The 26,558-nt window shown below is 39.3% G+C and carries 26 protein-coding genes and 1 riboswitch; of the genes, 23 read left to right on the top strand and 3 right to left on the bottom strand.

Annotated features, from left to right (window positions below):
• Nucleotides 1-35 precede the first annotated feature (35 nt).
• The 6 genes from UFO1_RS14350 to UFO1_RS14325 all read left to right on the top strand — a co-directional run bounded on the left by UFO1_RS14350 (nucleotide 36) and on the right by UFO1_RS14325 (nucleotide 6,268).
• Complete coding sequence (locus tag UFO1_RS14350) at nucleotides 36-1,055, top strand: ABC transporter permease (protein WP_051788948.1); 1,020 nt, start codon at nucleotides 36-38, stop codon at nucleotides 1,053-1,055.
• Nucleotides 1,049-1,858 carry an ABC transporter ATP-binding protein gene (locus UFO1_RS14345; protein ID WP_051788947.1) on the top strand — a complete coding sequence of 270 codons (810 nt, stop codon included), beginning with the start codon at nucleotides 1,049-1,051 and terminating at the stop codon, nucleotides 1,856-1,858. Before UFO1_RS14350 ends, UFO1_RS14345 begins: the two co-directional genes overlap by 7 nt.
• Before the next feature lie 47 nt (nucleotides 1,859-1,905).
• Nucleotides 1,906-2,907: an ABC transporter substrate-binding protein gene (locus UFO1_RS14340; protein WP_051788946.1), complete on the top strand. Its 1,002-nt coding sequence runs from the start codon at nucleotides 1,906-1,908 to the stop codon at nucleotides 2,905-2,907.
• On the top strand, nucleotides 2,908-4,398 hold the full coding sequence (locus UFO1_RS14335) for a nitrogenase component 1 (protein WP_038671867.1): 1,491 nt from the start codon (nucleotides 2,908-2,910) through the stop codon (nucleotides 4,396-4,398).
• Complete coding sequence (locus UFO1_RS14330) at nucleotides 4,395-5,738, top strand: nitrogenase component 1 (protein WP_038671866.1); 1,344 nt, start codon at nucleotides 4,395-4,397, stop codon at nucleotides 5,736-5,738. The genes UFO1_RS14335 and UFO1_RS14330 overlap by 4 nt, the downstream gene beginning before the upstream one ends.
• 110 nt (nucleotides 5,739-5,848) lie before the next feature.
• On the top strand, nucleotides 5,849-6,268 hold the full coding sequence (locus UFO1_RS14325) for a DUF2292 domain-containing protein (protein WP_236639202.1): 420 nt from the start codon (nucleotides 5,849-5,851) through the stop codon (nucleotides 6,266-6,268).
• Nucleotides 6,269-6,553: 285 nt separating this feature from the next.
• Here UFO1_RS14325 and UFO1_RS14320 read toward each other — a convergent pair whose 3' ends face one another.
• Both UFO1_RS14320 and UFO1_RS14315 read right to left on the bottom strand, forming a co-directional pair.
• Entirely contained in the window at nucleotides 6,554-7,222 is a 669-nt protein-coding gene (locus tag UFO1_RS14320; protein ID WP_038671865.1) for a corrinoid protein, read from the bottom strand.
• Nucleotides 7,223-7,434: 212 nt separating this feature from the next.
• Nucleotides 7,435-8,106 (bottom strand): DUF1638 domain-containing protein, encoded by a 672-nt coding sequence (locus tag UFO1_RS14315; protein ID WP_038671864.1) that lies wholly within the window; start codon nucleotides 8,104-8,106, stop codon nucleotides 7,435-7,437.
• A 470-nt stretch (nucleotides 8,107-8,576) separates the two neighbouring features.
• On the opposite strand from UFO1_RS14315, the gene UFO1_RS14310 reads away from it, so the two are divergent.
• From UFO1_RS14310 to UFO1_RS14270, 9 genes are all read left to right on the top strand, one after another.
• Nucleotides 8,577-9,917, top strand: a complete 1,341-nt coding sequence (locus tag UFO1_RS14310) for a YeiH family protein (RefSeq protein ID WP_038671863.1) — start codon at nucleotides 8,577-8,579, stop codon at nucleotides 9,915-9,917.
• 127 nt (nucleotides 9,918-10,044) lie between these two features.
• Nucleotides 10,045-10,320, top strand: coding sequence for a hypothetical protein (locus tag UFO1_RS14305; RefSeq protein WP_236639201.1), 276 nt, complete (start codon nucleotides 10,045-10,047; stop codon nucleotides 10,318-10,320).
• Nucleotides 10,321-10,581: 261 nt separating this feature from the next.
• Complete coding sequence (locus UFO1_RS14300) at nucleotides 10,582-11,589, top strand: ABC transporter substrate-binding protein (protein ID WP_038671859.1); 1,008 nt, start codon at nucleotides 10,582-10,584, stop codon at nucleotides 11,587-11,589.
• 59 nt (nucleotides 11,590-11,648) lie between these two features.
• The gene (locus UFO1_RS14295; protein WP_038671858.1) at nucleotides 11,649-12,521 is read left to right on the top strand and encodes an ABC transporter ATP-binding protein; all 873 of its coding nucleotides are present in this window, start codon (nucleotides 11,649-11,651) and stop codon (nucleotides 12,519-12,521) included.
• A complete protein-coding gene (locus tag UFO1_RS14290; RefSeq protein ID WP_038671856.1) occupies nucleotides 12,505-13,287 on the top strand; it encodes an ABC transporter permease in 783 nt (260 codons plus the stop codon). Before UFO1_RS14295 ends, UFO1_RS14290 begins: the two co-directional genes overlap by 17 nt.
• An 82-nt stretch (nucleotides 13,288-13,369) precedes the next feature.
• Nucleotides 13,370-14,983, top strand: coding sequence for a rhodanese-like domain-containing protein (locus tag UFO1_RS14285; RefSeq protein WP_038671855.1), 1,614 nt, complete (start codon nucleotides 13,370-13,372; stop codon nucleotides 14,981-14,983).
• Nucleotides 14,984-15,021: 38 nt separating this feature from the next.
• Entirely contained in the window at nucleotides 15,022-15,822 is an 801-nt protein-coding gene (locus UFO1_RS14280) for a 4Fe-4S binding protein (protein WP_051788945.1), read from the top strand.
• Between the two features lie 5 nt (nucleotides 15,823-15,827).
• The gene (locus tag UFO1_RS14275; protein WP_051788944.1) at nucleotides 15,828-16,328 is read left to right on the top strand and encodes a hypothetical protein; all 501 of its coding nucleotides are present in this window, start codon (nucleotides 15,828-15,830) and stop codon (nucleotides 16,326-16,328) included.
• 85 nt (nucleotides 16,329-16,413) lie between these two features.
• Entirely contained in the window at nucleotides 16,414-17,274 is an 861-nt protein-coding gene (locus UFO1_RS14270; protein WP_051788943.1) for a 4Fe-4S dicluster domain-containing protein, read from the top strand.
• 10 nt (nucleotides 17,275-17,284) lie between these two features.
• On the opposite strand, the gene metA is transcribed toward UFO1_RS14270, so the two are convergent.
• A complete protein-coding gene (gene metA / locus UFO1_RS14265) occupies nucleotides 17,285-18,202 on the bottom strand; it encodes a homoserine O-succinyltransferase (RefSeq protein WP_038671854.1) in 918 nt (305 codons plus the stop codon).
• A gap of 124 nt (nucleotides 18,203-18,326) precedes the next feature.
• A riboswitch (SAM riboswitch) is annotated at nucleotides 18,327-18,427 on the bottom strand.
• 257 nt (nucleotides 18,428-18,684) lie between these two features.
• On the opposite strand from metA, the gene UFO1_RS14260 reads away from it, so the two are divergent.
• The 8 genes from UFO1_RS14260 (at nucleotide 18,685) to UFO1_RS14225 (ending at nucleotide 26,426) form a co-directional block, all read left to right on the top strand.
• Nucleotides 18,685-19,917 (top strand): MFS transporter, encoded by a 1,233-nt coding sequence (locus tag UFO1_RS14260; protein ID WP_038671852.1) that lies wholly within the window; start codon nucleotides 18,685-18,687, stop codon nucleotides 19,915-19,917.
• A 167-nt stretch (nucleotides 19,918-20,084) separates the two neighbouring features.
• On the top strand, nucleotides 20,085-20,480 hold the full coding sequence (locus UFO1_RS14255; RefSeq protein WP_038671850.1) for a NifB/NifX family molybdenum-iron cluster-binding protein: 396 nt from the start codon (nucleotides 20,085-20,087) through the stop codon (nucleotides 20,478-20,480).
• 121 nt (nucleotides 20,481-20,601) lie between these two features.
• Nucleotides 20,602-21,081: a tRNA (N6-threonylcarbamoyladenosine(37)-N6)-methyltransferase TrmO gene (gene tsaA, locus UFO1_RS14250; protein WP_038671848.1), complete on the top strand. Its 480-nt coding sequence runs from the start codon at nucleotides 20,602-20,604 to the stop codon at nucleotides 21,079-21,081.
• A gap of 164 nt (nucleotides 21,082-21,245) precedes the next feature.
• Nucleotides 21,246-22,025, top strand: a complete 780-nt coding sequence (locus UFO1_RS14245) for a methionine ABC transporter ATP-binding protein (protein WP_038671847.1) — start codon at nucleotides 21,246-21,248, stop codon at nucleotides 22,023-22,025.
• Nucleotides 22,022-22,690: a methionine ABC transporter permease gene (locus tag UFO1_RS14240; protein WP_038671845.1), complete on the top strand. Its 669-nt coding sequence runs from the start codon at nucleotides 22,022-22,024 to the stop codon at nucleotides 22,688-22,690. The genes UFO1_RS14245 and UFO1_RS14240 overlap by 4 nt, the downstream gene beginning before the upstream one ends.
• Nucleotides 22,691-22,714: 24 nt before the next feature.
• Nucleotides 22,715-23,557, top strand: coding sequence for a MetQ/NlpA family ABC transporter substrate-binding protein (locus UFO1_RS14235; RefSeq protein WP_038671843.1), 843 nt, complete (start codon nucleotides 22,715-22,717; stop codon nucleotides 23,555-23,557).
• An 87-nt stretch (nucleotides 23,558-23,644) separates the two neighbouring features.
• Nucleotides 23,645-25,126, top strand: coding sequence for a nitrogenase component 1 (locus tag UFO1_RS14230; RefSeq protein ID WP_038671840.1), 1,482 nt, complete (start codon nucleotides 23,645-23,647; stop codon nucleotides 25,124-25,126).
• The gene (locus UFO1_RS14225; RefSeq protein WP_038671838.1) at nucleotides 25,110-26,426 is read left to right on the top strand and encodes a nitrogenase component 1; all 1,317 of its coding nucleotides are present in this window, start codon (nucleotides 25,110-25,112) and stop codon (nucleotides 26,424-26,426) included. The genes UFO1_RS14230 and UFO1_RS14225 overlap by 17 nt, the downstream gene beginning before the upstream one ends.
• Nucleotides 26,427-26,558 lie beyond the last annotated feature (132 nt).

Genomic DNA, 26,558 nt, shown 5'->3' with positions numbered 1-26,558 from the left:
TTTTAGAGAACAAACTTTTCAAAGGAGGTATTCTTATGCCAAATTCTATGATCACCCCGTCAACAATAAATGTGCCATCTAAGCAGACCGTTGTCAGTAAAAGTTCCTATGGCGCTAAGTGGATTCCAATGTTGTTGCCTTTGATCCTTACTGTTTTGCTCTTAGCAGAACATACACTGCTTCCCAATAAGCAGCCATTTTTTCAGAAACCTTACTTTACTTGGATCATAGCACTTGTTAGCATTCTATTTATTGTTGTTGGATTTTTGGGGAACTATTTTCCTAAGTTACAGTCAAAATTTGTAACGAAAGCTCCACTGTTAGCAGCTTTTACTGGATTTTTAATTGTTTGGGATGTAGTGACGTTGAAACTAGCTTTGTTACCACTACCATATTTCCCTTCACCTGGTATGGTGATGGCGGCATTAATTAATGAATGGGAGACACTTGGAATCAGCGCGCTATATTCTCTTCGATTATTATTCATCGGATATGGCCTTGGTGCTTTGCTAGGATTGCCGACGGGCGTGTTGATGGGATGGTATCCCCGTTTTCATTATTGGGTGAACCCTGTTCTAAAAATGATTGGACCCATACCAGCGACAGCTTGGATTCCCATTGCCATGGTCGCTTTTCCTAATAGTTTTTCAGCCAGTATCTTCTTACTAGTTTTAGCTTGCTGGTTTCCCATCACGGTGATGACATGGTCTGGTATTGCAAATGTAAATAAAGCTTATTATGAAGTAGCACGCAGTCTAGGAGCTAGTGAATTTTACCTAATCACAAGGGTTGCTCTGCCAGCTGCAATGCCATCCATTTTTGTAGGGTTATTTATGAGTATGGGCGTAGCATTTGTTACCTTAATTGTGGGAGAAATGTTAGGTGTAAAAGCGGGTCTAGGGTGGTTTATTACGTGGGCACAGGGCTGGGCTGAATTTAGTAAAGTATATGCGGCATTGATCGTTATGTCCATACTCTTTTCTAGTATTATTACGGTGCTGTTTAAAGTTCGTGATAAAGTCTTAGTGTGGCAGAAGGGGTTGATTAAATGGTAACAAGTGCAGCAAAAAAGATTGCTGAAGGCGGTGGAGCTTTAGATATTAATCAAGTACAAAAATTATTTATCGATCCTACTGGAGCCCAAGTAATTGCATTGGAAGGGGTTAATCTAGACATTCGACCAGGGGAGTTTGTATCGTTACTGGGTCCTAGTGGTTGCGGTAAGTCGACTCTACTTAGATTAATTGCTGGTCTAGAAAAACCAACAGCTGGCAGTATTACTCTTGATGGTGAAGTTGTTGAAGGTCCCCATTATTTTCGTGGATTAGTTTTTCAAGATCCTACCTTATTTCCTTGGTTGACAATCCAGCAAAATGTAGGAGTGGGACTTGATGCTCGGGGAATTGGGCGGCAAAGTCAAAGGGAGGTGGAGGAATATATCGGATTGGTAGGTTTAGCTGGGTTTGAGAATTCCTATCCATATCAATTATCTGGTGGTATGGCGCAACGGGCAGCATTGGCTAGAGCCCTTGTGAATCATCCTAAAGTGCTACTGATGGATGAACCATTAGGAGCACTTGATGCATTTACCCGTATGAATATGCAAGATGAATTGTTGCGCATTTGGGAAAGTCGAGGCACGACCATTGTATTTGTCACACATGATATTGATGAAGCGATATATCTTAGTGATCGTATTGTGGTCATGACACCGCGCCCAGGTAAAATCGCTAAAATAGTTGATGTTCATATTCCAAGGCCTCGTAGTCGTAATTATCCAGATTTTGTAGAAATAAGGTCTCAAATTTTAGAGTTACTTCATTTTGCTGGCAAAAATAAGCCAGAATATTATCTATGATGATAGATAATATTTTCAAAATTAGATAGTGAGGAGCGATATTATAAATGAAGAAAAGTAAACTAATTGCTACTAGCTTGACTTGTATTTTATTATTATTAGCACTCTTGATAACTGGTTGTAGTCAAAGTCCAGTAGCAACGACAGCATCAACTGGACCGAAAAAAGTTAAAATCGGCTACTCGGGTGGTGCTTGTGAAGCATTTATATTCAGTGCTTTTGAAAAAGGATTGTTTAAAGAAGAAGGATTGGATGTCGAGTTGGTTAAAGTTGATTTTGATACCTTGAAGGAATCCCTGGCAACTGGAAAAATTGATGCTTCAAGTGGTATGGTTATGAAGTGGGTAAAACCTTTTGAACAAGGCGTAGATGCCGTATTTACATCAGGTATTCATACAGGTTGTATCCAAATTTTAGTAAAGGAAAATTCCAATATAAAAAATATTACTGATTTAAAAGGGAAAGTCATTGCCAATAATGGTATGGGTGATGGGCCAATGATCCTCGCATCTCGTGCAATGGCTCATGCTGGTTTGGATTTCAAAAAAGATGTTCAATGGAAGGCCTACCCCGCCTCTGAGTTAGAGGGAGTATTGAACCGGGGAGAAGCTGATGCAATTGCGTTAACTGACCCTATGGCTGAAATGGTAATTGCCAAAGGAAGTGGCATTAAGCTATTGGATACCGCCCATGATATGCCTTATCATGATGAATATTGCTGCATGGCAACAATCAGCGGCAAACTATATCGCACAGATCCGGCGACTGCAGCAGCAATTACTAGGGGTATGATGAAGGGCGCTAAGTGGGTACAAGAACATCAAGATGAAGCTGCAAAGCTCATTATTGATAAAAAATATATTCCAGGAGACGCAGGGTTAGTGGCGAGACTTTTAAAAAGTTATAACTATATACCATCCCTTGATGGTGGCGAAAAAGCAGTAGACAATGCTGTTAGAGAAATGAAAGCCATTGGAGTCCTTGATGCGAGTACAGATGTGGAACAATTGAAGAAAAAAATATTTGTACGTTTGCCTGGGGTGCAATAAATGAGTAACTTTGAACAAAAAGAACCACCACGTAGAGAGCATCGCTTACATGCTTGTATTGCTTCTGGCGGAACTCTAGCTGATATGGCAAACCGTAAGATGAAATGCTGCATTCCCGATGGGGAACGAAGTTTTTCGCAGAATAGTATCTGCTTGTTGTTACCTGCGTTAGGTATGATGAACAGTATTCCTAATAGTGTTGTTTTAATGCATGGTGCCGTGGGTTGTGGTTCTTCCGCTCATGGCGGCAATGCAGCAGTGAGAGCTGGCAATGTTCATCGCTGGGGTGCTGTAAAAGATGGAGTGTGGTTGTCGACAGCTCTTGATGAACGGGATGTTATTTGCGGTGGTGAAGAAAAATTAGAAGAAGCGATCCGTGAGGTAGATCGTCGTTATAGCCCAACAATTATCTTTGTTGTGGCTGGTTGCGTTCCAGGAATTATCGGTGATGATATTGATAGTGTAGCCCAGCGGCTCCAGTCGGAAGTTTCGGCTAAACTTCTTCCTGTTCATTGCGAAGGTTTTAAAACTAAGATATGGGCAACGGCCTACGATGCAGTATATCATGCTCTTGGCCGGGTTATGCTCCAGGAAACATCAGAAAATATTGCCATGGAAAAACCCAAAAAACCGACAGTTAATTTAATGAATGTCTCTTCCATGGGACGTATTGATGAAGTAGAGTTGGAGAGATTGCTTACAGCCCTCGGATTAAATGTTAATATCTTTCCCGTATTTGCAAAACCAGAAAAAATGTATGCTATGACTCATGCTGATCTTTCAATTAGCACTTGCCCTACTCACGATGACTATATGCTCACTTATTTAAAGGAGAAATACAATATTCCCTATATCATTAAGCATATGCCAATTGGGATAAGTAACACGGGTGAGTGGTTACGTGGTGTTGCTGAGTTTTTTGGCTTGACAAACGAGGTAGAGGAGTTCATTAAAGGGGAAGAAATAGAACTGAAAAAAGCATTAGAAGAATTCAAACCACTATTTAGTGGTAAAAAAGTATTTGTTAGTGCTGGAGAATTTCGGGCACTTTCAACTGCAATCTTACTCGCAGAGCTTGGCTTTGAGGTTGTGGCAGTTCGGTCGTATCACCATGATGAATTTGCTGATACAGAATATGAGAAACTTGCCCAAATTACGGCTAAAGATTTTCCGCTTAATATTGCGAACTGCCAACCTTTTGAGGAAGCAAATTTATTGCGCCGAGTTAAGCCTGATATTTTTCTTGGGCATATGAATGGCAATGCTACGGCAGCTAAACTTGGTGTGGCAACCACTGTTATTTATAATGTTGGTCTCCAATTTGTCGGCTATCAAGGAGCTTATCAATTGGCTCGCCGCTTACATCGCCAATTAACGAACCCTAATTTTAACCAAAATATTAGTAGGTGGGTCAACTTGCCCTATTCCAAGGAATGGTATGACCAAGATCCATTTACTTACATCAAGAAGGGGGAGGCCCAAGGCGAATGAGTAATTTTATTGAACGACCTCGTTTTACCTGTGCATTGGGCGGAGCGATGGCTACAGTGACTGCTTTGCCTAAGGGGGTGCCCATTTTACATGCCCCATCAGGGTGCGCGGGCAATCATGCATGGACACAAGCAGGGGGATGCGGTCTACAGGTAGGAGGTTATTGTGGTGGACTTAGTATACCGGGTTCTAATGTCCAAGAAAAAGAAGTTGTTTTTGGTGGTACGGAACGGTTAGAGGAACAAATTAATAATACGTTAAAGGTCATGGATGGGGATTTGTATGTTGTACTGACCAGTTGTGTTACTGATATCATTGGTGATGATGTTGCTTCCGTTGTTAGGCCGCTGAGAGACAAAGGTGTCGATATTATCCATGCTGAGACAGGAGGCTTTAAAGGGAACTCCTATTTGGGATATGAATTAGTATTAGAAAGTTTATTAGGAACATATATTTCAAAAGGTGAGACTAAGAAAGGCAGTGTTAATGTATGGGGGATTGCACCTTGCTTTGATGTATTTTGGCGGGGTAATCTAGAAGGAATAAGAAACTTATTGAGAAAATTAGATCTTGAAGTCAATACCTTCTTTACCATTGACGATAGTCTTGCAGGTATTCAACAGGCTGGTTCTGCTGAATTTAATATTGTGGTTTCGAGTGTAATAGGGGAAAAAGCAGCTGAAATTAGTCGTGAAATACATGGTATCCCTTATCTAATGACTGACCTTCCTATTGGTCCTGCGGCTAGTAATGAATTTTTACGTACTGTTGGCACCGCATTAAATCTTGACCAGGAATTTGTCGAAAAGGTGATTGTTCAGGAAAATCTACGCTACTATCAGCTACTTGAACCCATGACAGATTGTTTTAATGACATGGATTTGCAACGATATGCGGCTGTGATTGGCGATTCTAATTATGCAGTATCTATTGCACGCTTTCTCTCTGATGATTTAGGTTGGCTACCTGAGGTTGTTGCGATTACCGATGTGCTAGATGAAGAGAAACAGTCATTCATCATGGCAAGGTTGACCAGTCTGACATCCAGGGTAACTCCTAAGATCATTTTCGCCGGTGATAGTACAGAAATAGCAGGGCAAGTAAAAGAGCACTGGGCAAATCAGCAAGGGAAAGGTGGCAAATATAACAATCCATTGACTCCGGCATTTGTCGTTGGTAGTTCGTTAGATCGTCCTTTAGCTACAGATCTAGGCGTAGCACATTTGAGTGTAAGTTTTCCTGTAGCTAATCGGGTAGTGATTGATCGAGGTTATACAGGTTATCGTGGAGGTTTACGCCTTATTGAAGACTTGATTAGCACTATGATTATTAATCGATAATCATTAATATATTAATTTAGAATTAGCATAGCTGATCAGGAATGAACTGAAGGCAAAGTTAGCTTTGAAAAGAGCAATCTTTGCCTTTTCATCATATAAGGAGGATTCTTATGGCGGAATTTCTTGTAAACGATCGAAATGCAGTGACAGAGTTGGGGCGAGGAGGGTCTAGCATGGGGAAGATGAGCTCAATAAAACCGTTATCATCTCAGGTATTTGAAATTATAGAATGCTTTTTATATACAGTACAGTACGGCCAACTCATTTTAGCCATACAAGATGGAATTGTTGTCAAAATAGAAAAAATAGAAAAATTTATAATTTCGGCAAAAAGCCGAGAAGCAAAATGTTCAAAAGTAGATAAGCCCTTAAAAAAGCATCCCTTGCAAACTAAAATATTGACTGAATTACAGAGTATCAGGTATGGACAGTTGGTCATTCGTCTTGATAACGGGCAAGTTGAACAAATTGAAAAAACAGAAAAAAGGCGGGTTAATGAACTAGAGGGATTGTATGGAGATGGAATATAATTCTTTTTCATAGAAAAAAACAACAAGCATTTTATATTGCTTGTTGTTTTTTCTTATATGTTATAGATAGTTGATCATAAAAAACTCCATAGAGTTCTATGGAATTTACCATGGCAACAGCGCTTAGTGAATTTCCATTGGGAGGAAATTCGCAACCAGTAGACAAAATGAATCCTGCTTCATGATCGCAAAACGATTGGATTGATTTCGGCATTGCTGATTAGTTAATTGTCAAAATTCAGATATACTGTATTGCTATTAAGATAGATCCATAATTAGTTTAGACTATACAGCGACTTCGCTAGGATCACTCACGAGTCTTCGTGCAAGCTTTACAGCATCGGCAGCATTTACAGCATAGCCGTCAGCTCCTATTTTATCTGCAAAGCTTTGGGAAATGGGTCCGCCACCAATGACTACCTTGTATCGGTCTTTTATGTTTTCCTTCTTTAAAAGATGCACAACTTCATCCATTCCATCCATAGTCGTGGTCATCAGTGTTGCTAATGCGATAATATCTGCATTGACTTCTTTGGCCTTATCAACGAATTGCTGGGGTGGAATATCTCTGCCTAGGTCGAAAACCTCAAATCCTGAAGTCTCAAGCATTATTTTTACTAAATTCTTTCCAATATCGTGAGTATCACCTTCGACAACACCGATTACGACCTTATGTTTTACTCCATGTGCATTTACTTTGATGTGTGGTTTTAATACATCAAGACCTGCATACATTGCATCTGAGCATAGGAGTAACTCAGGAATAAAGTACTCCTCTTCCTCAAATAATTTTCCGGCTTTTTCCATACCGTGGGAAAGGCCTTGATCAATTGCGTCATAGGCGTCGATTCCTTGTGCAACAATTTCATTTGAGAGTGTTATGACCTCATCCTCATCCATTTCAACAACAGCATCAGATAGCTTTTGAAAAAATTCTTTATTATTTATTGACATAGAAAGACCTCCTTATTTATTTAACGTAATCAATTCCTAGGAAGGCATTGATTATTTCCAAGGAACAAAATCAATATTTTGTTCCTTGGAAATAATCCTGTCATTTTTAATGGAATCAGAAAGTACTTTCCGATTCTAAGTAAGGGCAACTAAGGTTTCTGACTGTATCTGAGGACTTGGCATAAGCCAAGTTTTTTCTTAACATGTAGGGTCTATCTAGTTTTATCACAAATTCCGAATAACTCTTCTTCGATTATTTCAAAGGGCGCAATGTGGGCAAAATGATCTTCGTCCCACGGACCGTTTACGATTTTTTGAATATAGGCATCATTGCCTTGTACAGTATCATAACGGAGTTTAAGCAATTCGGCGATTTGCTTGGATTGTTGCATCGTAGCCTCTTCCTCATTGCAACCGGTATGAATAAACAATACTTTTTTATAACTGTCATACATTCGGTCAAGAATTCGTAAGGCTTTTTTCTCTCCATACTTTTCACAAACTCGTTGGTGCTCGGAAAGGATATTTCTTTCTGTGATCATCCATCCACAGGACAAATAAAAGGTTCCTTTTTCCTCCTTAACAAAATCTTCATATGTTGCCTTTGAACCAAGAAGGATGGGCAGACAATCGTGAACTCTAGGAATGATTAAAGGAGTATCAGATGCTTTTAGATTCTTGGTTGATCCGCCACAAAGACCAAAGGCAAGAATAATCTTTGAATACTCTAAGGAACGGTCTAGAATATCCTGCAATTCCTTGTGTAATTTTTGTGGATAGAGGTGAAGTTTCATGGAAATAAACTCATATTCTACGGGATTATCCGGTTTTATTGCGAGTAGTTCTTCTTTCATTACTTCACAAGCGATGATTTTGATGGTCATGAGACCTTCACCTCCATGTTTTATAAAAAATAAAAAGACTAAGTATCACCTCGCGGTGATGACTTAGTCTCCGTTTTCTTCGGTCAACCAAAGAGCATTATATTTATTTTGTGGTGATTTTTAGTTTATAATAATTTTAATATATATAATTAAGTTATTATATTTAGGCTGTGTTGTCAATGCTTTTTGCATTAAAAGGAGTAATATATTTTAAAATTACAGGTTCTATTGATAAAATGATAAAACTGCATATAATGGCAGTTAAAGATTATAAGATACTTTTCCATCAGTCTCAATTCTTTTAATTATTCCTTATTGACAGATGAGATTGCTGGTGATATTCTAAAGGAAATAAATACTAAGAGCTGATTGGAAAACCAAAGGCCGAGGATGTCCCCCGTTTAGGAAGGGGCGTCTGAGGCCTTTTTTATTTGCAATCACTTAAAAAAATTAAGAAGGGGGATGACTCAATGGCAGGTACAACACAATCTACGCTTCCTTGGTATCAAAGAGAAGATACCTGGGCAATTATTATTGCTTTAGGACTTGTTTTGGCCATTACGGCTGCGTTTTTTGGTGGGGTGATAGGATTATTCAAATCAATGGCAGTTAGTATTCCTGGGTGGTCTAATGATATAAGTAAAGTTATTGCTGGGCTTAGTAAAAATATTACTGGACTCTTTTTATTATTTGGATTCTTTCTTGTAGCTTTTTCGATTGGTGCTCGCACAATGGGTTATAATGTTAAAAATTTTATAGCAGGTTTCACAGTATTATTTATTGTGTCGGTGCTTATTTCTATTCTAGGTTCCAATAAGTTTATTAAAGATTGGCAGCTAGAGACCCCACTACTTGCCTTGCTATTCGGCCTTATTATCGGTAATACTGTGACACTGCCACAGTGGTTCCAGGCTGGATTAAAAACGGAATACTACGTAAAAACTGGTATCGTTCTTATGGGGGCTACCTTACCCTTTACCATCATTATGCAAGCGGGTCCTTTAGCAATATTGCAAGCGACAATTGTTTCTGTTATCACCTTTGGAGTGATTTACTTTGCTGCAACCCGTTTATTTGGTTTGGATGAACGTTTTGCTGCCTGCTTAGGGGCGGGTGGATCAATTTGCGGAGTATCGGCTGCCATTGCCATTGGTGGTGCTTGCCGTGCGAAAAAAGAGCATGTTTCTGTGGCGATATCTATGGTCATTGTTTGGGCCGTAATAATGATCTTTGTACTTCCTCTATGGGCAAAGCAACTAGGTATGGATGCTGGACCTGCCGGGGCCTGGATTGGTACTTCGGAGTTTGCTGATGCGGCTGGTTTTGCGGCTGCTGAGGCAATGGGAGATGAAAGATCTGTTAAAACTTTTACGCTAATGAAAGTTGTTGGTCGAGATATGTTTGTCGGTGTATGGGCGTTGGTGGTTGCTTTTTTATCCGTAACAATTTGGGAAAACAAAAGTTCTGCTACAGCGGAGCGTATTGATAAAGGAGAAATATGGCGTCGTTTCCCTAAATTTATCATTGGTTTCTTTGCAGCCTCGATCTTTGTCACGATGCTTATTACAATGATGGAACCGAAAGCCGCGTCGGATTTTTCAAAAGATGCTATAGGCTCCATTAAAACATTACGTGGCTGGACATTTACTTGGACCTTTCTGAGTATTGGATTTACCACTCGTTTCCGTGAATTAACTTCATTTGGTTGGAAACCGTTAGTGGCATTTACCATTGGTGTACTAATCAATGTGCCCCTTGGATATTGGCTATCAAATGTAGTGTTTGTAGACTATTGGTTGAACATTAAATAAATTAAGTTTCATGGAATTAAGAATAATTAGCAAGGAATTGCCAGAGGAGGGAAAAATCACGGATAAATCACATAAATCAATGGTAAATCATCTGACTCGAATTATTTTAAAACCCGTGGAGGAACCCTTGTTTCGTGGTCACTTTCTAAAGAACAACTTAGTTGATGCCCAGGCAGTAAGGAATTTTGGCTTACAATTGCAGCACAGAGCGGAACGGGTTGCTTTGATGATGGAATTGTTGGCGGCAAAAGAGTTTTCTTTTCATTTTCAACAGGGCTCTATTTTTGCTGATTCGTCGGTGATGGAAGGGCAAGAGGCAAAAGAATATTTACTGGGAAATGGATTTCTTGATCAAGAATTTCAAATATTTCTAGAGTATGGGCGTAAATGGGGAATTATGTAGCGTTGTATTTTAAAAATGAAAATAGAGTTAAGATTGGATGTTGGTGAATAAGCCAATTATATCTAGGCTGGTTAGGAAAACTAAAGGCCAGATTTACCCTATGGGGTAAGTCTGGTCTTTAGTTCTTTTTCTACAAAGACAAGGTTGAGGGGGTGATGGAATAATAGGAGAAACCCATGAGTCAATTAAGGGACAGCAAGATTGCCTTACAGTAAAATTATTATAAAAGATATACCAGGTAATTTAAGGGGGAATTTCAGGATGTTTACATTATTTAAAGGCAAATTATTAATAATATCATTTCTAATCCTCGTTTTTGGATTATTTGCGGGAGGTTGCTCTAGCAATCAAAAGAATCAAACTGCCTCAGGGAATGCAAAACAGGAGCAGGCAGTTGTCGAGTTCAAATATCCCAAGAATCCAAGTTTTGATCTTGTTAACATAGCAGATGATCTTGGTTACTGGGAAGGCACAGGAGTGAAGCCCAAATATGTAGGTGCAGTGGCAGCAGGGCAAATTATTCCTGCAGTATCGACTGGCGCCATTGATTTGGGTGCGCGTCATGTTCCACTCTCCATTGCTGCGATTGCAGGGGGAGCCGATATGAAGGTTATTTCTGCTGGCAATGAAACAACGCCGGACTATCCACATATGAAATATTTTGTGCGGGCCGATTCTGGAATCAAAGACATAAAAGATTTGGTAGGTAAGAAAATTGGTATTAATAGCTTTGGTGCGTGCTCTGAATATGTAACAAAAAAATATCTAAGGGACAATGGGCTAGAAGATAAAGTGAAGTTTCTGGTAGTCGCTAATGATCAGTTAGAGCAGTCTCTAAGACAAGGGCTGATTGACGTGGCAATTATTCATCCGCCTGATTCAGGAAGAGCAGAGGCTTCCTCTGAATTAAGAAGACTGTGGAGCGATTATGATATTGACCAAGGAGCTAGTGGGATGATGGCTTATTCAGCATCGGGTAAGTTTTTGCGTTCTAATCCTGAGGCAGCCAAAAAGATAGTGGAAGTTCTGGCGAAAACCGCTAATTGGGTGGATGCAAATCCTGTTGAAGCACGGAAGCTAGTGGCCAAAGAGTTGAATATCGATTTGAGTCTGGTGGAAGGGTACAGCTACTACAAAGATCAAGTCATTCAAGATCAACCTGTTAAGTACTGGGTAGACCGTTTAGAAGCAGAAGGTAAGATTGAGCAAGGAAAATGGAAAACTACAGATTTCTACACCAATGAATATAATCCCAATGTTAAAAAATAAAAACTGTGCCTAAGATTTGTGGAAAATTAACGTAATCAATTGGATGGAGGGGAAGTTTGATGACAAAGATAACAGCCCAAAATGTTACTAAGGTATTTAACATTGAAAATGAGGAGGGCAAGGTCGATCAATTATTCGTATTGAATGATTTTCAACTGGAAGTGAAAAAAGGGGAGTTCCTTGCGATCTTAGGGCCAAGTGGTTGTGGAAAATCAACATTTCTTAACATTCTTGGAGGCTTAGATAAACAAACCAGTGGGGACATTTATGTTGATGATCAGCCTGTAGTTGGTTCAGGCAATAATTTAGGTTATGTATTTCAAGCCTATGCCTTATTTCCGTGGCGGACAGTACTAGAAAATATAGAGATAGGTCTAGAAATCCGCGGCGTTGGCAAAAGTGAAAGAAAAAAAATAGCCAAAGAATATATAACTCTTGTTGGATTAGATCAATTCAGCAACCGTTATCCTCATGAATTATCGGGAGGAATGAAACAACGGGTTGCTATTGCCAGGGCGCTAGCTTATCAACCTGAAGTGCTATTGATGGATGAACCTTTTGCGGCACTTGATGCGCAGACGAGAGAGTTATTGCAATTGGAACTACTTAGAATTTGGGAAAATAATAATAAGACGGTTCTTTTTGTGACACATAGTATTGATGAAGCCATTTTCCTTGCCGATCGTGTTGCAGTAATGACCGCAAGGCCTGGTAAAATAAAAGAAATTATTGAAATTCCTTTGCCTCGGCCTCGTACTGGCGAAATACGAAATTCCAATGCATTTGCGAAAATACGGCATCAGGCTTGGGAATTACTTAAAGATGAAGTTTTATTAGCTCAGGATCCAAGTATCCGTACGATAACTGCATCTTTATTGGAAGGAGAAACTGAGGACAAAAAGAGAGGACAAAAATATGAAAAAGTTGGTTAATAAATTTCGACATATTTTAGGAAGAGGAAGTGGGATTTTTTTAGTGCTTCTTCTTTGGGAAGCTGCACCTCGTTTAGGGTGGGTTGATCAGACGTTTCTAAGCCCTCCGTCTATAGTTGCAAAATCTTTTTATGATCTTCTTATCTCGGGGAAACTCTGGATACATTTCTTAAGCAGTATCCAAAGATCATTACTGGGTCTAACTCTTGCAATTGTAGTTGGCACTAGTTTCGGTATCTTTCTTGGCTGGTTTAAACAGTTAGAGTATTTTGCAGACCCCATTTTTCAAAGTTTTCGTCAAATGTCTGCATTTGCCTTATTTCCCGTATTTATTTTGTTTTTTGGTATTGGTGAAGTTTCTAAAGTAATCATTATTTTTTGGGCTTCCTTATGGCCAGTGTTGCTTAATACAATTAACGGAGTTAAAAATGTTGATAAACTTTTAATTAACTCTGCCAAATCACTAGGAGCTTCCCAAAGTTTTATCTTTCTGAAAGTAGTCTTGCCAGCAGCAACTCCAGGTATTATTACAGGTATCCGTCTTGGAGGGTCTTATTCAGTACTTGCTCTTGTGGCTGCGGAAATGATTGGTGCTGAATCTGGACTTGGATTTTTGGTTCTGTATTCCCAAGAAACATTTAAGATACCAGATATGTTTGCTGCCATTATAGCCCTTGCTTTTGTAGGGCTGACATTTAACTATTCTCTATCTTTTATTGAAGGTAGGCTTACAAAATGGAAAGGTCGTTCAACCGAAAATTTTTAAGACAGAACATTATCAAAACAGTTGGCAGGTCGGTTTGACCTGCCAATTGGCTACGTTTTTTTAGTAGGGGGAAAATAGACATATGCTAAAAATCATATCACCTGAAGAATTAAAATTATTATTAGAGAGTGATGAAATTTATGCATTGATTGATGTAAGGGAAAGAAATGAGTATGAACAAGGACAAATTTTAGGGGCAACCCAGGTTCCACGTCGTTTACTGGAGTCCCGTATTCCCGTACTCATTCCTGTACGCAATACGAAAGTTATTTTATATGATAATGATAATTACCGATCTAGCTTGGCTGCTCATACATTGAAAAAATATGGTTATACAAATATATATATTCTTGCAGGTGGCTTAAACTCCTGGAAAATTGCAGGCTATCCTGTAGTCGAAGGAATTCATGTGCTGAGTAAATCTTTTGGTGAGATAGTGGGAGAAATTCGTAAAAGTGTACCCAAGTTGTCAGCCACAGAATTAAAAAAAATAATAGATTCTAATGAAGATAGTTTTGTTATTATCGAAGTACGTCCCCTTGAAGAAGTACAGAAGACAGGGAGTATTCCAGGTGCAATTAGTATCCCTGGTGTAGAGTTGCCTCTTAGGATCACAGATTATGCTAAAAATGGACAGAAAATAATAACTACGTGTGCTGGTCGCACAAGAGGATTTATTTCATGTGCAACATTAAAATTAATGGGAATTGATAATGTATATGATCTAAATAATGGAACGATGGGGTGGCAGTTAGCAGGGTTTGACTTAGAAAAAGAAGTCAAAAAAGGAGCGCTTCCTTCTTTCGAAAGCAAAAAAGAAGGAGCTAACTTTGCTACCAAGTTAGCTAATGAAAACAATATACAACTTATTTCTGTGAAACAGTTGCAAGCCTTGCAACAAAATGCACACCAAGAAACGTTGTACCTTCTTGATGTGCGTAGTCATGAGGAGTATGCAGAGATTGGTCATATAGCGGGGTCCATTGCAATTCCCGGTGGGCAAGCAATCCAAAATACCGATGATGTTATTGCAGTTCATAATGCTACCATCGTTTTTGTTTGCGATAATAGCGCTAGAGCAATTATAACCGCTTATTGGTATAACCAAATGGGATTTACTAATGTGTATGTGCTAGATGGTGGCTTAAGTGCATGGACTCATTCGGGTCATAGATTAGAAAAAGGTCCAGCTGAGCCATTTGCCCTGGGTTTTATTGAAGCTTCTGAGAGGGTAGATAAAATTAATCCTGACCTATTAAAGGGTATAGTAGATAAACCATCTAAGACCATAATCATAGATGTAGAAGATAGTAAAAAATTTCACCATGGGCATATCCCAGGAGCCCATTGGGTGCCACGAGGATGGCTTGAGAAAAGGATTGAAAATGTAATTACCGATAAAGGAACTCCTCTCGTTGTAACTTGCTCTGATGGTTTCAATTCAGTTCTTGCTGCAGTAACATTATTAGAAATGGATTTTTATAATGTTTGCATTCTAGATGGCGGCACGAACTCATGGGTAGAAGCTGGCTTTGGCCTTACGACTGGCATGGAAGGAATAGAGCCTGACGATTGGCATGTACATCTAACCGAATTTGGCAGTAAGGAGGCAATCAAATATCTTAAATGGGAAGAAGACATAATTAACTTACCAGAATATATGAACTATTTTTACCGCAGGGGTATAGTAAAATAATAAAACTGGGGAAGGATTGGACAATAGGAGGGAGACAGTTGATTAAACGAGAGTTAACTAAAGGGGAGATTATTAAACAAGCCCAAGGATTGGGAGCAGAGTTGGTAGGTTTTGCTCCTATTAACAGGTGGGAAGAATATGGGGATTTAGAGGAATCCTTTTTTCCTCATAAAGTGTGGCCTTTAACCAAAACAGTAATTGCTCTGGCCATCCCATCCTTACTGCCTATTGTGGAAACAAAAATTTCCCATCTGTATAAGTCACAATATAACAATACCAATCGCTTATTAGATGAAGCAGCTTATCGATTAGCGGCTTTTTTGAATAGAAACGGACATGCTGCGGTTAACATTTGCCGGGATGGCTATGGGGTGGGGGTGTTAGAGGAAAAACCGATCGCAGCATTTTCCCATGTTTGGGCTGGTTATTATGCGGGCCTCGGCACAATAGGCTGGAATCATACCTTAGTAACTCGGGAGTTTGGTCCACGGCATCGCTTGGTATCAGTTCTAACAGCATTAGAATTAGATGGCGATCCTATGGTGGAAGAAAAACTGTGTAATAAATGTAAGTTGTGTGAGAAGGCCTGCCCAACGCAGTCATTTTCGGGCAACAATAGTGATACATATTCGAACATGGACAAGTTTGCTTGTATGAGTAGGAGAAAACGATTCAACGGACCATTTAATCATTGTGGTTGTTGCATTAAAGTTTGCCCAGTGGGGGAAGATCGGAACCTTTATAACAGCACAGCCATAAAAAAATATTTTGATGAAGCAAAGGATATCACTTTATGGGGTTCTGGGGTTGGGGCAAACATAATAGAAAGAGAGGAGTAGCTATTTTGGCACAAATAGAGTTAACTACGGCTGAGATAATGGAGCAAGCTCGGAATCTTGGAGCGGAATTTGTAGGTTTTGCGACCATTGACAGGTGGGAAAAGTCTGAGGATGTACCTATAGCGCTTCATCCCCACAGAATTTGGCCTCAGACTAAAACTGTAATTGTCTTAGGAGTTCCCTCATGGCAGCCTAGTGGGGAAACATCACCCACAATAGTGAGGGAACAATCTAGCGTTATAAATAATCTACTAGATGAAGTAGCTTATCGATTGGCAGTATTTCTGAACCGTAACGGCTATCCGGCTGTCAATATTCCATGGGACAGTGAGGGGGAAGGCATACCCGAACACAAAACAATCGCAGTATTTTCTCATGTATGGGCTGGACATTATGCGGGCCAGAGTCAAGTAAGTAAAAACAACATTTTTCGGGCCGCAAAGTACAATCCCCAGCTTAATTTCGTATCAGTGTTGACAGCCTTTGAATTAAAAGGCGACGTATGAAGATAAAGAGAAGTTATGTATAAGAGTTTGTTATGCTAGAAAGTATGCCTAAAGTTCAGAGAGGATGCAAACTTAGCAAAAAGGAGTGAGTAGACTGGCACAAGTTGAGTTAACTAAGGCAGAGATTATCCAGGAAGCCCGAGATCTAGGAGCCGAGTTTGTTGGTTTTGCGTCCATTGATAGATGGATAGAGTCTGGGGATGTACCAGTGGCATTTCATCCCCACAAAATTTGGCCCCAGGCTAAAACGGTGATCGTCCTAGGAGTTCCTTTATGGCTGCCTATTATAGAAGCATCACCCACCGTACTGGGGAGGGAACAAGCAAAGGTAACAAATGAGTTATTAGAAAAAGTAGCTTATCGATTGGCGGTATTTTTAAACCGCAAAGGTCATTTAGCTGTCATTCCAGATAGCGAGGTTGAAGATGAATTAGAAGAAAAACCGATAGCAGCATTTTCTCATATTTGGGCTGGGTATTATGCTGGACTTGGTTCATTAGGCTGGAATCATACCTTGTTAACACGGGAGTATGGTCCGAGGGTTCAGTTGATATCAATCTTCACTGCTTTGGAATTGGCAGGAGATCCTTTAGTTGAAGGAGATTTATGCAATAAATGTTTGTATTGTCAAAAAATCTGTCCTGCTCAAGCCCTTATCGGTGATGAAAAGTTAAAATATGCGCAAGTAGACCAAGCAGCCTGCATAAATAACGAAAAAAGATTGCAAAAAGCTTTTAGTGATCCCTGTGGCTCTTGTCTAAAAGTGTGCCCAGTTGGGGAAGATAGGCAGCTTTTTCAGAGTAATAGCTTTGTAAAATACTTTGAGGAGCAGGATATTTTAGCCCGTAATCCGCAGGCAGAGGCATACAGGGATTGGGTACATATTCGTAATTATGGGAGTTATCCATTAGAGGGGGCCTTAAAGAAAAAAGAGGATAAGGGATAGTAAAGAACCATTATAATAAAGAAAGATCGAAAGGCGTTTCCTGATAGACATAGTAGTTGAGCCAGTTGGAAAAGAGCAGGTTGGCAGCACTTCGCCAGAGGACTACTGGTGTTTGCGTGGGGTCATCGTTAGGATAGTAATTTTGTGGGATTTGAACTGATAACCCTTGAGCAAAATCTCGATCGTATTCGGCCTTGAGAGAAAGAGGATCATATTCTGAATGGCCTGCAATAAAGAATTGTCTACCTGTTAGATCAGCGGCAGCATAAACACCAGAAATATCAGACTCTGACAAAATGCGTAGCTTAGGATTCTTGAGGATGTCTTCCCGTTTAAATTCAGTATGTCTGGAATGGGGAACATGAAAGATATCATCAAAACCACGGAATAGTTTGACTTGTTCCGTATCATTCTTTTTGTGGGGGAAAACTCCAAATATTTTTTGTGGAAGATCATATTTTGGAATACCATAGTGGTAGTATAGTCCGGCTTGGGATGCCCAGCAAATATGGAGAGTGGAATATACATGAGTTTTACTCCATTCCATAATTTCACAAAGTTCATCCCAGTAGGCTACCTCTTCAAAGGGAATTTGTTCGACAGGTGCACCAGTAATGATCATGCCATCATAGTTGCGAGATTTTATATCCTCGAATGTTTCATAAAATTTGATCAGATGTTCTTGTGATGTATTGGTAGGACAATAAGTAGCAGTATACATGAAGTCAACTTCCACTTGCAGAGGAGAATTACCTAGCAGGCGGAGTAATTGAGTCTCAGTAGTAATCTTGATAGGCATGAGATTTAAAATTAATATTTTAAGAGGACGTATATCTTGGGTATAGGCTCGGTTCTCATGAATTACGAAAATGTTTTCACTTTCCAGAATGTTGGTAGCAGGTAAATTGTTAGGGATTTTTATAGGCATAGTGCATTCCTCCATTTTTTTGATATTATAAAAACTCAATAGAAGGCTGTTATGCTCTTCTAATCAAGTGGGGTAACAAAAAGAGCCCCTTTCCGAGGAAAGGGGCTCTTTAAACCGCACATTCCTCTCATCTTTCAGGATTGCTCCTGCTGGAATTAGCACCGTTGCATTGCTGCCGGCTGCCGGGTGTCATAGGGCCAGTCCCTCGACCTCTCTAGATAAGAGTTTAATATTAATTTATGAATAATATTAACATAGGTAAATAAGTAAGTCAAAGTAAAATTTAATAAGAGGTTTTACAAAATGTCATACTATATTGACAAAGTGACCAAGCTGAATATAATAAAAGTTAAAGATTGTCAATTTCAAGGATGAATGACTATGAAAAAAGGTCAAGCTCTTTCTGAAATGAAAGTGGTTTGATCTCTTTTATTTAATTGGTGAGATATTGGTTGTATAACAAACAAGGAGACTCCTGTTATATGTTGAAAGCACATAATAAGAATGCGCAAGTTTCTTCCCTCATTCACTGCAAGTCATATGTACATTTTTGGTTTTCCAGGGTTCTGACAACTCTGGCGTATCAAATGCTGGCTGTTGCCGTGGGTTGGCAAGTCTACGAGTTGACTGATAGTCCCTTCTATTTAGGGTTGGTTGGTCTTGCTCAGTTTTTGCCAATGTTTTTACTAACTCTTGTTGTTGGGCATGTGGCGGACCGTTTTAATCGTCAGAAAGTTATTTGTATTTGTCAAATAACGGAAGGCGTGGGTGTAGGTTTGTTGGCAATCGGAAGTTATACTGGTTGGCTTAGCAAAGAAAGTATCATTACCATTGTATTTCTGATCGGCGCAGCCAGGGCTTTTGAGGGACCGACGATGCAAGCTTTTATGCCTGGATTGGTATCGGCTAAGATTTTTCCGCAAGCTTTGGCGACTGTTAGTTCGGCAAATCAGACAGCCAATATCATAGGGCCGGCAATTGGGGGATTACTTTATGCTGCAGGTCCTGCCTATGTTTATTGTGCAATTAGTGTACTTTTTCTAGGTGCCAGTTTTCTTATTTCTAGAATTAAAATTGAACGTGAAATACGGAAAGTTCATGCTGTTAATCTACGAGAATTATTTGCTGGGATCACTTTTATTCGTCGAAAACCCACAATACTTGGTGCCATATCCCTGGATCTTTTTGCTGTACTGTTAGGGGGAGCAACTGCTCTATTGCCAATTTATGCTAAAGATGTGCTTTTTATTGGGCCAGAGGGAGTGGGGATTTTACGCTCAGCGCCAGCCGTAGGTGCCTTATTGATGTCAGGTTTTTTAGCCCATTATCCTCTTAAACGTAAAGTCGGCCGAACGATGTTTAGCGCTGTATTTGTTTTTGGACTGGCTACCATTGTATTTGCCTTATCAACGTCCTTTGCTTTATCTCTCGCCTCATTAGTTGTCCTTGGTGCTGCAGATGTCATCAGCGTTGTCATTCGTTCCTCCTTAGTGCAATTGCAGACGCCAGATGAAATGCGGGGAAGAGTGAGTGCCGTCAACTCAATGTTTATTGGAACTTCTAATCAGTTAGGAGAATTTGAGTCTGGTGTAACGGCAGCTTTTTTCGGTACAGTGCCTGCACTGCTGATTGGTGGTATTGGCACAGTATTGGTTGTTATTCTATGGATAAAACTATTTCCCGAACTCGCTCAAGCTGATCGAATCGCATCTTGACAAAGTGCTATAAACAAGTATATTATATAAACAAATTATACCGTAAAGCTGATCAGTAGTAATGACTGAAGGCAAAGAAAGGTTCCTTGTGAAGGAATCAATCTTTGCCTTTTTATTTTAAGGATGTATTACTACAGATAATAATAAGAGAAAGGGAAGTGTATAGTATGTCTAAAGTTGCTGTTGCGAGTACTGATGGAATAGCCATTAATGAGCATTTTGGTAGAGCGGAAGAATTCTGGATTTATGAAAGCGATGAAGAGGGAGCTTACCAATTTATTGAACGTAGAAAAAAAACGCTTGAAGAATCTGAAGGCGATCATGCTACTACAGTTCAATTACTTGCTGATGTTGAAGTCGTATTAGTTAACAAAATTGGCCCGGGAGCAGAGAAAGAATTGCGACGTGAAGGGATAATAGCCTTAAGTGTATCTGGTACCATTGATAAAGCCCTTAGCGCTTATGCAAAAAGAGGAAAGTTTATCAAGAATAATGCACTACTAGGGACAATAAAAGGTTGCCAGGCATCTGGTGGATTAGGATGTTCGAATAGATGTAAATGAGTAAGAGTAGGTCAAATTTCCTTAAATGTAACTTGAATTTATAAGCTGATAGAAGAATTAATTTTTAGTAGTATTAGGTGTCAGATTCTTGCTTCTTAGTAAAGACAAAGGAAGGAAATATATGATTGATTATAAGCCGATAGGTATCATTCACTCGCCCTTTAAAGAGGCAAAGGGGACACCAATTCAAGCTGTTGCAGCCCAGGAGACTGTTGGTAGTATTGAATTAGATCCAGAATACGTTGCAGGCTTAAAAGATATTGAGGGGTTTTCTCATCTTATATTGCTGTATCACTTTCATTTGATTAGGGAGTCTTCTTTATTAGTAAAACCTTTTCTGGATAATGAACTGCACGGAATTTTTGCTACCCGATCACCAAGTCGACCTAACTCAATTGGCATATCAGTCGTACGTCTGATTAAGGTCGAAGGCAATACACTGTATATCAAGGATGTAGATACTATCGATGGGACTCCTTTATTAGATATAAAACCTTATGTACAAAAATTTGATGTCAGAGAAACTGAAAAGACTGGGTGGTTCGAAAAAAGCATACATAAACTTTCACATACAAAAGATGATGGTAGATTCATAAAATGAGTGATCAATGGCCATTATGTTCAGAAAAAACGAATAGATTCTAGATTAGAACCTTGCCGACTGGTGGAAGAACTAGAGGCTATAGTCCATTTTAATGGAATATAGTCTCTTTATTTTTATAATTGGCTATTTGTCGAATAGAAAGGTTAAGGAAGGTGGATTGAATGATTACAATTGAGGATTTAAATAAAGATTATATTACGCCTCATGCTAGGATAAATGCCTTGCGTAATATAAATTTGCAAGTTGAAAAAGGCGATATTTTTGGCATTATCGGTTTTAGTGGAGCTGGTAAATCAACTTTAATTAGATGTCTAAATCGCCTTGAGGAACCTGATTCAGGTAAGGTTATCATAGCAGGGCAAGATATTACAGCTATGAACAAACAGCATTTAAAGTTGGCTAGAAGAAAAATAGGTATGATTTTTCAGCAATTTAATTTACTTGATGCAAAAAATGTTTTTGAAAATGTTGCCTTTCCTTTGAAGGTTTCCGGATATCCTAAGAAGCAAATTAGGCATCGGGTGGAAGAAATTCTTGAGTTAGTTGGTTTGGCAGATAAAGCCAAAGCATACCCCTTGCAGTTAAGTGGAGGACAAAAACAAAGAGTTGGTATTGCTAGGGCTCTTTCCAATAAACCAGATGTACTACTTAGTGATGAAGCGACATCTGCTCTTGATCCCCAAACAACCTATTCTATATTGGAACTTCTAAAAGATATCAATAAGAAATTAGGTTTAACAATTGTCCTAATTACCCATGAACTTGATGTACTGAAACATATTTGCAACAATATGGCTGTTATCGAGCAAGGAAGAATTGTTGAAAATGGCCCAGTTGAAAAATTCTTTTTAAACCCTGAGAGTGATACGGCGAAACGATTTATTAGCATTTTGCAAGGGTTCGAAGCAAAGCGTGTATATAAGGAAGGTGGTGGGATTTGAACGACGATGTATTAGAACTACTATTCACTGGTCTTGGTGAAACAGTTTACATGGTAACCCTTTCTACTCTCATTGCCTTCGCGATTGGATTGCCACTTGGAATTATATTAGTAGCTACAGAAAAAGGCAATGTGTTGGAAGCCCCCCAAGTCAATAAAGCTTTGGGGACAATTATCAATATAGTACGTTCATTTCCAACCATTATTCTTATTGTTGTTTTACTTCCTTTAGCTAGGTTTATTGTGGGAACGACCCTGGGGGCTACGGCAGCAGTTGTACCCCTATCCATTGGAGCCGCACCATTCATTGCTAGAATTATTGAGAACTGCCTTAAGGAGGTTAGTTTTGGTAAAATCGAAGCGGCGACGGCCATTGGCGCTAACCCTTTAACGATCATTACAAAAGTACTTATTCCTGAAGCTCTGCCTTCTCTCATCCGCGGGTTGACCATTGCAGTGGTAGGAATTATAGGTATGACGGCAGTTGCTGGGGCAATTGGAGCAGGAGGTTTGGGTAGTCTTGCCATACGGTTTGGATATATGAGATATCGAGATGATATTATGATTGCTACTGTCATAACCTTGATTATTCTAGTGCAAGGTGTGCAGTTTGGTGGTGATTTCCTAGCTAACTATATTAATGGGAAAAGGTATAAGTTTGATTAAAATATAGGAAAAAGGGTGATTTATATGTTGAAAAAAAGTATTCTCTTTAAAATAGCCATTCTAGTTATCAGCAGTATCATGATTGCCGGTTTATTTGCTGGATGCTCATCTAAAAAAGAAAGCGCCCCAGTAAGTACTAGTAAATCAGAAGTAACTGTAAAAGTGGGAGCAGCAGTAGTGCCACATGCGGAAATTTTAAATTTTATAAAACCTAAATTGAAACAGGAAGGGATCAATCTTGAAGTGGTTGTGCTGGATGATGAGGCGCAGTTAAATCCTGCATTGCAAACAAAAGCAATCGATGCTAATTATTTTCAACACGTTCCTTACTATGAATCTGTAGCAAAAGAAAAGGGGTATAATTTTGTTGTAGCTGCGAAAGTGCATGTAGAACCCATTGGCTTATACTCACAAAAAATAAAAAGCAAAGATGAGTTGAAAGAAGGTGCTACCATCGCTATTCCTAACAATCCGTCCAATGAGTATCGATCTCTTGTCTTATTACAAGCCCAGGGGTTGATTAAATTAAAAGAAGGAATTGCTAATTTTGCAGCGACTCCTAGAGACATTGTAGAAAATCCGAAAAAACTAAAATTTGTTGAAGTTGACTCTGCACAATTGACCCGTTCATTACCTGATGTTGATGGTGCAATTATCAATACTAATTTCATTCTTGAAGCAAAAATAGATCCTAAAACGGCACTCTTTAGAGAAGATGCTAATTCACCTTATGCAAATGATTTATTTGTAAGAAAAGGTGAGGAAAGTAGGCCAGAAATTAAGAAAATAGGAGAAATACTAACTTCTCCTGATGTGAAGAAATTCATCCAGGATAAGTATGGAGTGGCTGTAGTTCCTGCATTTTAATTATAAAAGTAAAGGCTGGGCAGGTTTTAATTCTGACCAGCCTTTTAAAAAATCATAAAATTAATGTGTTAAGCGAGGGAGGTAAGGATGAGTAAAATTAATCTTAATGCTTCAGAGGTCCAAACTCGAGAATCACGTCTGGGTTCGATTACAGGGTTTGCAGGCACTGCTGGAGAGTTAGTTGGATGCGCTCGAGCTGGTACGCTAAAAGAGAGTGACAGAAGTTTTAGCCAATGTATGGGGTGCAGTTCTGGCAATGCTTTTTGTCAGCTGTCTATGATACAAGATGCCATTGTTGTCAATCATGCTCCAGTGGGTTGTGCAGGAGATTTTTTTACCTTTAATTTTGTATACCGCGTGGGACAAATGGAAAGAAACTTGCCTCCAGTGATTGGGCGCTATTTTAATACGAATATTGAGGAACAGGATACTATTTTTGGGGCGACACAAAAACTTGCAAATACCATTCGTACCGCTTATGAAAGAATACATCCTAATGCAATTTTTATTACAACATCTTGTGCTTCAGGAATTATCGGTGATGATGTGGAGGGCGTTGCCAATGATTTAACGGAAGAACTTGGCATTCCTGTTATCTCGTGTTTCTGTGAAGGGTTTAAATCGAAAATTTGGACGACCGGTTTTGATGCGGCCTATCATTCCATCATTAGAAAACTCGTAAAGCCCCCAGAAAAAAAGTCGAATAAGGTGAATATCGTTAATTTTTGGGGTAGCCGCATTTTTGATGAAATATTGAATCCATTAGGATATGAAGCCGATTATATCATTCCATTTTCGACTACAGCTCAGTTGGAACATATTTCGGAAGCGGTAGCAACCATTCAAATTTGCCCAACTCTTGGCACTTATATCGGTGCTGCTCTAGAACAGGTTTATGGCGTGCCAGAAATCAAATCTCCACCAGCCTATGGTATAGCAGGAACCGATCAATGGATGAGGGAGCTAGGGCGAGTTTTGGATCGGCAAGAGCAGATTGAGGCTTTGATTGTCAAAGAACATGAACGGATATTGCCCAAATTACAAGAATATCGGGAGCAACTTCAAGGGAAAAAAGCCTATTTAACAGCGGGAGCTGCACATGGTCACGCCTTAATTGCTCTACTGCGGGAATTAGGGCTAGAAGTGCAAGGTGCTGCAATTTTTCATCATGATCCAATTTATGATAATGATACGACCACTTCTGATGCCTTAGCTCATGCGGTAAACACCTATGGTGATATTCCTAATTATAATGTTTGTAATAAACAAGCCTATGAATTAGTTAATGTATTAAACAAAATAAAGCCAGATATTATGATTGCAAGACACGGTGGTATGACTCTTTGGGGTGCAAAACTAGGAATTCCTACTCTATTAGTTGGGGATGAGCAGTTAAGCTTTGGTTATCAGGGCATTCTAAATTACGGGGAAAGGATTCTGGAGACTCTTGATAACAAAGAATTTGTAATTAATTTGGCAAAACACAGTACAATGCCTTATACCAAATGGTGGCTAGATCAAGATCCATTTTCTTTTCTAAGGAGTGACCTAAATGTCAAAACTTATTGAACAGCCTCGTTATTCTTGCGCTTTAGGCGCACAACAGTCGGTAATTGCCATAAAGAGAGCCGTTCCTATTTTGCATTCAGGACCAGGTTGCGGTGACAAAATCAATAGACTTCTAGGACAAGGTGAAGGTTATGCAGGTGGCAACACGGTACCTTGTACCAACGCAAGTGAATCAGAGATTGTGTTTGGTGGAGAATCAAAATTGGGAACTGTTATTGAGGGAGCCTTTCAAGTGATCGACGCAGATCTTTATGTCGTACTGACTGGTTGTACCTCTGATATTATTGGCGATGATGTCGCACAAGTGACGAGCCGCTATCAAGAACAAGATAAGCCTATTGTCTATGTTGAAACAGGTGGTTTTAAAAGTAATAATTATGTAAGTCATGAAACGGTAGTCAAAGGAATTATTGATCAATATGTAGATAAATTTAAAATAGGAAGCCATAAAATTAAGAGGTTAGTCAATGTATTTGCTACCATCCCTTATCAAGATGCTTTTTGGAATGGAAATTTAGAAGAAATTAAACGGATATTGGAAGGAATCGGTCTTACCGTCAATATTCTATTTGGGGCAGAGTCTCAAGGAATTGAAGAATGGAAAACAATCCCTCAAGCCGAGTTCAACATTGTTGTTAGTGCCTGGGCGGGCCTTGAGATTGCTGAGCATTTAAAAAATAAATATGGTACTCCTTATACTCACTTTTCGTATTTACCAATTGGTGGTCTTGAAACAACAAAGTTTCTTAGGCAAGTGGTGGCCTTCGGTGCTCTTGACGTAGATTATGCAGAAGCCTTCATTAAAAAAGAAGAAGAAAAGTTTTATATGCATATTGAAAGAATGGCTGATTTTATGTTGGAATTTAGATATGGTCTTCCACGTCGATTTTATACTATTTTAGATGCTTCTTACGCCATTGGTTTCTCCAAATATTTACTGAACGAACTTGGTATTCTGCCAACGAAACAGTTTATTATTGATGATACACCGGAAGTGTTTCAAGGGGCTATTCACGAACAGTTCGAGAAAATTTCCGAATTCCGTTCCGCTAAGGTTAGTTTTTCCATTGATGCTGGTGCCATTCAAGAAGAAATTAGAAATGATGAGCATAAAAGCAGAGGGCTGATCCTAGGGAGTGCCTGGGAACGAGATCTAGCTACGGACATTGGGGCTGATCTTTTAATTGTCAGTGTTCCTGTTGCTTATAGACTTATTTTGAATTGCGGATATGCTGGTTATAATGGTGGCCTTAGGGTTATAGAGGATATTTACGGTAAAGTACTCGATACCTACCGATAATAAAATAAATCCAATGTAAATAAAAATTAAAAGTGGTTGGCTAGTAGATAAACTAGAGACCAGTCTTACACCTCTCATTAGAGGATTAAGGCTGGTCTCTTTTTATACGGAATCAGAAAGTATATAAAGACT

It is taken from the genome of Pelosinus sp. UFO1 (genome assembly GCF_000725345.1).
Taxonomy (GTDB): domain Bacteria; phylum Bacillota; class Negativicutes; order DSM-13327; family DSM-13327; genus Pelosinus.
Note: the sequence above shows the minus strand (reverse complement) of the source record. Positions and strands in the feature narration are given on the sequence as shown.

What these genes read in the sequence shown, in the direction of transcription:
- UFO1_RS14350 (WP_051788948.1), top strand. Translation starts at nt 36, where the DNA reads ATGCCAAATTCTATGATCACCCCGTCAACAATAAATGTGCCATCTAAG.
- UFO1_RS14345 (WP_051788947.1), top strand. Translation starts at nt 1,049, where the DNA reads ATGGTAACAAGTGCAGCAAAAAAGATTGCTGAAGGCGGTGGAGCTTTA.
- UFO1_RS14340 (WP_051788946.1), top strand. Translation starts at nt 1,906, where the DNA reads ATGAAGAAAAGTAAACTAATTGCTACTAGCTTGACTTGTATTTTATTA.
- UFO1_RS14335 (WP_038671867.1), top strand. Translation starts at nt 2,908, where the DNA reads ATGAGTAACTTTGAACAAAAAGAACCACCACGTAGAGAGCATCGCTTA.
- UFO1_RS14330 (WP_038671866.1), top strand. Translation starts at nt 4,395, where the DNA reads ATGAGTAATTTTATTGAACGACCTCGTTTTACCTGTGCATTGGGCGGA.
- UFO1_RS14325 (WP_236639202.1), top strand. Translation starts at nt 5,849, where the DNA reads ATGGCGGAATTTCTTGTAAACGATCGAAATGCAGTGACAGAGTTGGGG.
- UFO1_RS14320 (WP_038671865.1), bottom strand. Translation starts at nt 7,222, where the DNA reads ATGTCAATAAATAATAAAGAATTTTTTCAAAAGCTATCTGATGCTGTT.
- UFO1_RS14315 (WP_038671864.1), bottom strand. Translation starts at nt 8,106, where the DNA reads ATGACCATCAAAATCATCGCTTGTGAAGTAATGAAAGAAGAACTACTC.
- UFO1_RS14310 (WP_038671863.1), top strand. Translation starts at nt 8,577, where the DNA reads ATGGCAGGTACAACACAATCTACGCTTCCTTGGTATCAAAGAGAAGAT.
- UFO1_RS14300 (WP_038671859.1), top strand. Translation starts at nt 10,582, where the DNA reads ATGTTTACATTATTTAAAGGCAAATTATTAATAATATCATTTCTAATC.
- UFO1_RS14295 (WP_038671858.1), top strand. Translation starts at nt 11,649, where the DNA reads ATGACAAAGATAACAGCCCAAAATGTTACTAAGGTATTTAACATTGAA.
- UFO1_RS14290 (WP_038671856.1), top strand. Translation starts at nt 12,505, where the DNA reads ATGAAAAAGTTGGTTAATAAATTTCGACATATTTTAGGAAGAGGAAGT.
- UFO1_RS14285 (WP_038671855.1), top strand. Translation starts at nt 13,370, where the DNA reads ATGCTAAAAATCATATCACCTGAAGAATTAAAATTATTATTAGAGAGT.
- metA (WP_038671854.1), bottom strand. Translation starts at nt 18,202, where the DNA reads ATGCCTATAAAAATCCCTAACAATTTACCTGCTACCAACATTCTGGAA.
- UFO1_RS14260 (WP_038671852.1), top strand. Translation starts at nt 18,685, where the DNA reads ATGTTGAAAGCACATAATAAGAATGCGCAAGTTTCTTCCCTCATTCAC.
- UFO1_RS14255 (WP_038671850.1), top strand. Translation starts at nt 20,085, where the DNA reads ATGTCTAAAGTTGCTGTTGCGAGTACTGATGGAATAGCCATTAATGAG.
- tsaA (WP_038671848.1), top strand. Translation starts at nt 20,602, where the DNA reads ATGATTGATTATAAGCCGATAGGTATCATTCACTCGCCCTTTAAAGAG.
- UFO1_RS14245 (WP_038671847.1), top strand. Translation starts at nt 21,246, where the DNA reads ATGATTACAATTGAGGATTTAAATAAAGATTATATTACGCCTCATGCT.
- UFO1_RS14235 (WP_038671843.1), top strand. Translation starts at nt 22,715, where the DNA reads ATGTTGAAAAAAAGTATTCTCTTTAAAATAGCCATTCTAGTTATCAGC.
- UFO1_RS14230 (WP_038671840.1), top strand. Translation starts at nt 23,645, where the DNA reads ATGAGTAAAATTAATCTTAATGCTTCAGAGGTCCAAACTCGAGAATCA.
- UFO1_RS14225 (WP_038671838.1), top strand. Translation starts at nt 25,110, where the DNA reads ATGTCAAAACTTATTGAACAGCCTCGTTATTCTTGCGCTTTAGGCGCA.